This window comes from Enterococcus sp. E4-150, assembly GCF_035726465.1.
Classification (GTDB): domain Bacteria; phylum Bacillota; class Bacilli; order Lactobacillales; family Enterococcaceae; genus Enterococcus_B; species Enterococcus_B faecium.
In genome coordinates, this window is record NZ_JAPRGK010000034.1 from 1 (window position 1) to 5,222 (window position 5,222).

Annotated in this window: 8 protein-coding genes and 1 pseudogene; 6 read left to right on the plus strand and 3 right to left on the minus strand. The window is 30.7% G+C overall.

Annotation, left to right across the window (positions count from 1 at the left end; translation table 11 throughout):
- Positions 1-597 precede the first annotated feature (597 nt).
- The 3 genes from OZ002_RS13160 to OZ002_RS13170 form a co-directional block, all read right to left on the minus strand.
- Entirely contained in the window at positions 598-1,014 is a 417-nt protein-coding gene (locus OZ002_RS13160) for a hypothetical protein (protein WP_001232860.1), read from the minus strand.
- A 1-nt stretch (position 1,015) separates the two neighbouring features.
- A complete protein-coding gene (locus tag OZ002_RS13165) occupies positions 1,016-1,297 on the minus strand; it encodes a hypothetical protein (RefSeq protein ID WP_000353845.1) in 282 nt (93 codons plus the stop codon).
- Between the two features lie 375 nt (positions 1,298-1,672).
- A complete protein-coding gene (locus tag OZ002_RS13170) occupies positions 1,673-2,170 on the minus strand; it encodes a DUF536 domain-containing protein (RefSeq protein ID WP_002347002.1) in 498 nt (165 codons plus the stop codon).
- 67 nt (positions 2,171-2,237) lie between these two features.
- Here OZ002_RS13170 and OZ002_RS13175 point away from each other — a divergent pair, with 67 nt between their 5' ends.
- The 6 genes and pseudogenes from OZ002_RS13175 (at position 2,238) to OZ002_RS13200 (ending at position 5,017) form a co-directional block, all read left to right on the plus strand.
- A complete protein-coding gene (locus OZ002_RS13175; protein ID WP_010722088.1) occupies positions 2,238-2,522 on the plus strand; it encodes a hypothetical protein in 285 nt (94 codons plus the stop codon).
- Positions 2,515-2,889 carry a thioredoxin domain-containing protein gene (locus OZ002_RS13180; protein WP_010722089.1) on the plus strand — a complete coding sequence of 125 codons (375 nt, stop codon included), beginning with the start codon at positions 2,515-2,517 and terminating at the stop codon, positions 2,887-2,889. Before OZ002_RS13175 ends, OZ002_RS13180 begins: the two co-directional genes overlap by 8 nt.
- Positions 2,889-3,122, plus strand: coding sequence for a hypothetical protein (locus tag OZ002_RS13185; protein WP_002332882.1), 234 nt, complete (start codon positions 2,889-2,891; stop codon positions 3,120-3,122). The genes OZ002_RS13180 and OZ002_RS13185 overlap by 1 nt, the downstream gene beginning before the upstream one ends.
- Before the next feature lie 199 nt (positions 3,123-3,321).
- Positions 3,322-3,978: a hypothetical protein gene (locus OZ002_RS13190; protein WP_010722090.1), complete on the plus strand. Its 657-nt coding sequence runs from the start codon at positions 3,322-3,324 to the stop codon at positions 3,976-3,978.
- A 168-nt stretch (positions 3,979-4,146) separates the two neighbouring features.
- Positions 4,147-4,285: pseudogene (locus tag OZ002_RS13195) on the plus strand (putative holin-like toxin).
- Positions 4,286-4,537: 252 nt separating this feature from the next.
- Positions 4,538-5,017: a hypothetical protein gene (locus OZ002_RS13200; RefSeq protein ID WP_010721290.1), complete on the plus strand. Its 480-nt coding sequence runs from the start codon at positions 4,538-4,540 to the stop codon at positions 5,015-5,017.
- Positions 5,018-5,222 lie beyond the last annotated feature (205 nt).

Here is a 5,222-nt window from a genome sequence, read left to right on the forward strand (position 1 = left end):
TTACTATTCTTATTTAAAAAATGAAAAATTTTTTTATACAATGTTTTTTCCCCTAGTGATTTTGATTATTTTATTAAGCTAATATGAAGTAGTTAGTTATTTAATTGCATAGTTGACATAATGTATACTATGCCAAGTAGCGCCTGTAGCAATAGATACAGGCGCTCACTTTGTGATTTTCAATTGGTCTAGCTAGTTACTAGCTTCTAATGCTTGATTTGATGCAATTTCTCTTTTTTAGTTCTTTGTGCATTTTTACCGGTCACTTTTTAAAGACTTGTTATTTTTTAGAGGATTTGTTAAAAGTTTAATAGCGTTTCTCAGTAAGGGACGTCGTTTTTTCATTTTCCTATGTATGGACTGCTCGAACGAGCAGCCTTTTTTTTATTCCAGGGAACGTCTTATTCTTTGAGTTTCCATGCTATTGAATAACCGGGACTTAGGGATTAGGGCAGCGCCCCAAAATGAAAAAAGAAGAATTCGCAGAAGCGGATTTTTCTTTTTTTTTTCGCAAGTTGGTACCAACTTGCAAATCTTGCTGGAAGACCGATCCCTAAAAAGAAATCGAGGAATTTTTTTATTTTTCGGTTTCTTTTTTTATCTTTTTAGAAAGTTTGTTGGGTCAAAATTTCCAGAAGTAAAGGTTTGATTGGTTTCTTTTTGACGATTTTTGGGTTGATTTCGTCGGGAAGGATTGAGTTGATTTTCAATTTTTTCTTTCACTTCTTGATATACTTTAGAATTTGTACCGATAAGAACACCAGTATCTTTTAGATATAAATCAGCAAATTCTGCCATGATTTCTGTCATGATAGAAATTTCTTTTCCCATGGCATTGAGTTTTGCTTGGTTACTGGTTGTGGTTGTATTGGTAGCAGGTTCATAACTCATACATAAAAAGCGAATGGCTTCTGAATAATTGTTGACGTCTGGATTTTTTTCGATGATGGAATCTAAAACGTCAACGTGACTGGGATAAAGGGTTACGTGTTTTTGAACAGAAGTTTTTCTCATGTTATATTCCTCCGATAAGTGTTTCAATGAGTTGGTTGTTTGTGTGAACATAGTCATTTAGTATGTTCGTATTTTCTGCTTGAATGGCAATAAATTTTTCGAATAATAAATCGAATTGATCTTTTTTGTAATTCATAAGTTCGTGGTCAAAATCGTTTTCGATTAAAATTTTTAGGTATTGATTTCGACTCCATTTTTTGCCCGTTTTGGTTGTTAGTTCCTGACAACGTTTATCTATTCTTGTAATAATTTTGGGATTGATATTTCGAACTAAAATGTCCATGGAAATTTTCCTTTCGTATCAGTATATAATTTATGTATATCATACAAATATAGTATTTGTATAGCTATTTTTCGCCAAAACACTATACATAGCCTAGCCACAATGGCAAAAAAGTGATAGCAAATTTTTTTCTGAGAAACGTGATAGGCACAGCTTATCTAGCACCTTTCGTAAGAAAGTGATACCACGTTTCCTTATGCTCTTTCAAAATTCAGAAAAATCAGCTGTAAAACGAGTGCAGTCCGAGTAAGATTCAACGAAAAAACGGGGATTGGGGCGCCACCAAAATATCGCAACATGGGCCCATGTTGCTCTGCTCGCAAAAGCAAAAAGAAGAATAAAACCAGCAATTTTTATTAATTTAAATTGCTGGTTTTATTGCCAGAATTGCCACCATTTTTTCTCCGTCTTTGATTGTTTTTCTATCGATTCTGTTTCTTCAGAAAGAGTCGTTGATTTATTTTCCGAAGATTCTTCCGTATAAGTCAACTGTAGTTGTTCCTGCAGTTTCTCGATTTGTTGGTTGGCTTGCAGGGTGAGTTGTTGTTGCTGGTCGAGTAATTTTTGTTGTGTTTCTAAAGCTAGTTGAAGTTTTTCAATTTGCCTATCTTTTTCTTCAATATGATTATTCTTAGTTTCAATCTCCTTGAGTAGGTAATCGGTAGGTAATGAATCAGGTAATTCACTAGGTAAGTTACCCGGCTCATTACCTGATAAAACCTTTGTAATTGTTGTTACTGCTTCTTTTTTCAGGTAGATAATATTTCCTTTTTTGTAGGTAAAATTACTAGGTAATTTCCTCAGTTGATACTTCACTTTATCTTTTGAAACACCTAGAATATCTGCTAATTCTTTGATAGTTTTATCTGTCATAAAAACCCCTTATTCTTTTAATTATGATCCCAAAACATACAAAGAAAGTAAGGAAAACGTAAGAGATTTGATTTCTGAAGAGTTGTATAAGAAATTTTCGGAGAATCAGCTAACTTATGGAGATTCTAATAATGTGAGTTCTCGATTAGATAATTTAGAGATATATAGTGGTTCATTAATTAACCAAAAAACTATTACTGGTCTTTTGATTGTTGACTATGAAAGCAAATTAGGAGAAACTGACTGGTTTAAAAATTCAGAAATCTATACTGTTCAGTATGATATTCATGCGAAGAAATTGACTAAAATACAAAGCTTGGGGTCAGTTTTAAGGGGAGATATGATTGAATAAAAAAATTTTTTCTATTTGTGTCTTAATTTTTACTGTGTCTATCATATTTTTAGCAGATCATTCTTATATCAAATATATAGAAGCACAAAATGATCCAGTCTATTTAGATGAATCAAATCAAGAGAAAATAGTTTTCTACAGAAACGATTGTAGAGACTGTGAAAAGATCATGCCTTACCTGATACGTCACAATTTTTTATACCATGACTTAACTTTTGTTAACATGAATAACAAAGAAAATAAACGTTATATTAAGGAGTATGGTTTGACTTCCGTTCCTACAATCATTTCCCTTAAGCAGCGTTATGTAGGTACAGATATAAGTAAAATAAAAACATTAGTTATGTCAAAAGGAGATGATTTCTGATGGCAAGAAAGAGCTTAACAGAACGTATTCAGCAGAAGAAAGAAGAAGCAACAAAGCTTGAAAAGAGGATTCAAGAAGATCAATATAAGCTAGAAAAACTAACAAAGCAAATTAGAGATTTAGAAGCAGAACAGGTTTTAGCGATTCTTGATAACCATAAGCTTAGTGTGAAAGATTTGAATAAAATACTAAGTAAACAGCCTGATAACAATAATTTTATCAACCATAATTAATTAAATATATATTCCTAGTGAGTATGTTGTAATCGATGAAATTAGTAAATCTTGTTCTATCTTAATTGGGGAAAAGTGGAATTACTATGCAGAACCACTTCCTGAGAACGATAAAAATTTAAATAAAAAATTACCATATCAAAAATTTACTGGACGTTCTTTAATCAGTAGTTTAAAAGAAACTCCTGAATTACTTGATGTGTTTCTAAAACCTAAATTTGATCAGCTACATTATCAATCAAGAAAACGATATACTAATCAATTAGTCGAAGCTTTAAATACGATTCGTGAAGAAAAAATAGTTTCAGCTTCACAATTAGAACAGAGATTAAATGAAATTGTTGATCAAAAAAATCAAGCAAAAGAGAAAATAGCTGAGATTGATGGAAAAATAAAAAATTATAACAATGTTGCAAAACTTTTAGTCACTTACGAAAAATATTTACCGATCATGAATGAGATTGAGCGTGCTACGATGCTTCAAAAAATTAAATTAGAACAAAAGTACAAAGAAGAAGTACGCCAATTTAAATTTGCTGAAAAGAAATTACTAGCTTCAGATAATCTACGTCCTGATTTAACGAAAGAAAAGATAATATCTGTGGCGAAAAATCAAGAGAAACAGAGGAAACGACTTATAGAGGGCTATAAGCATTATGAAAATAAATTAAATAGATTGATCGATGTTCAGGAAATATTGCAAGAACTAGATAGGAATGGATTATTTGATCTTAGTGGGTATCATTTGATTGATAGAGAAGAAAAGTTAACGGACAAGATCGAGAAATATGAAAAAGAAGTAGAAGAAAATCAACAAAAAAAAGCAAAAGAGAAGAGGAAGGAACATGAAATATAAATAACTAAAAACACTATCTATTCCGAAAAGTGAAAATATTTCTTCATAAAATAATCAACATATTTAAAAATTTAATCAGCCTTTTTGTCGAGATAAAGTTCTTCATTCTATGATATAATGGTACTGTAGTAAGTTTATGACGGTGGCTACTCAGGGGGTGATGCCTATGTGCATTTTCCTACTTCGTAAAAGGGAGTAGCATTTTTTGTCTGTTGCTGAAGCAATTGGTTTAATGATTCAATTTGGATCATTCGTCCTTGCTTTAGTCGGCATTATGCTGACAATTAGCAAAAACAACAAAAAATAAACCCGTCATAATCTTTGGCTAGAGATGACGAGTTTATAAAACTTATATAAAATCCAAGCTACCGTCTTAAACGGGCTACGGATAAGGAGTTATGTTAGAGCATAGCTCCTTATTTATATACATTATAACTTAGATGAAGAAAAAAGTGAAGAAATAGAGGTTAGTCTTTGAACTTTATTTTTATTATATATAGGTTTCTGTGGTAGATTTAATTTAAATAATATAAAATAAATTAAAAGGGGGGAATAATTGATGAAACAATCTAAGATATTTAGAAAAATAGACAATGGAATATATTATTTTAAGATTGTTGAATATAGCCCAAATCAAGTTTATTCTGAATTAGTTCTTCAAGAAAAGCAAAAAGGATTTCGTCAAGTAATTATTAACTCTGAAATAATGATAAAAATATTATCTAAAGTTTTAACAAAAGAAGATTTCGTTGTAAGGGAAATCAAATTTAATAGTACTGTAGATAAAGATTATCAAGAAGAAATTAATGAGATATGTAAATCTATTACCAGTGATAGATCAGAATTAGGTAATTTAATTGCTAAATTAGCATGGGCTTCAGAAAGAAACTCTATTGATGTTGAAATGATTGATATGGCATATAAAAGTTCTGATAATTTCTATTCTATTAAAGTTATTTGTAATGGAGTTTTATCAGGCAGTGATCCTGCAAATTTTTTTGATGACTATCTCTTAAAAATACTTGAGGAAAATTTTTAATGACTTTCAAAACTAAAATTATAAATAATATAAAATCTCCGTTAGTTGTCATCATAAGTGCTATATTCGCTACTTTTATTTTTTAGTCAAGTCCATAATCCTGTGTAAAATACTATACAATGTTTTACCGGTCTCTCATTGATCAAACTTAATATATTTTCTTGTAGAACTGAGCCATTCGTCATGAAGGTCCATAAGGACAGCT

Coding starts and splice junctions, on each gene's coding strand:
- OZ002_RS13185 (WP_002332882.1), top strand. CDS start 2,889: ATGGCAAGAAAGAGCTTAACAGAACGTATTCAGCAGAAGAAAGAAGAA.
- OZ002_RS13170 (WP_002347002.1), bottom strand. CDS start 2,170: ATGACAGATAAAACTATCAAAGAATTAGCAGATATTCTAGGTGTTTCA.
- OZ002_RS13165 (WP_000353845.1), bottom strand. CDS start 1,297: ATGGACATTTTAGTTCGAAATATCAATCCCAAAATTATTACAAGAATA.
- OZ002_RS13160 (WP_001232860.1), bottom strand. CDS start 1,014: ATGAGAAAAACTTCTGTTCAAAAACACGTAACCCTTTATCCCAGTCAC.
- OZ002_RS13200 (WP_010721290.1), top strand. CDS start 4,538: ATGAAACAATCTAAGATATTTAGAAAAATAGACAATGGAATATATTAT.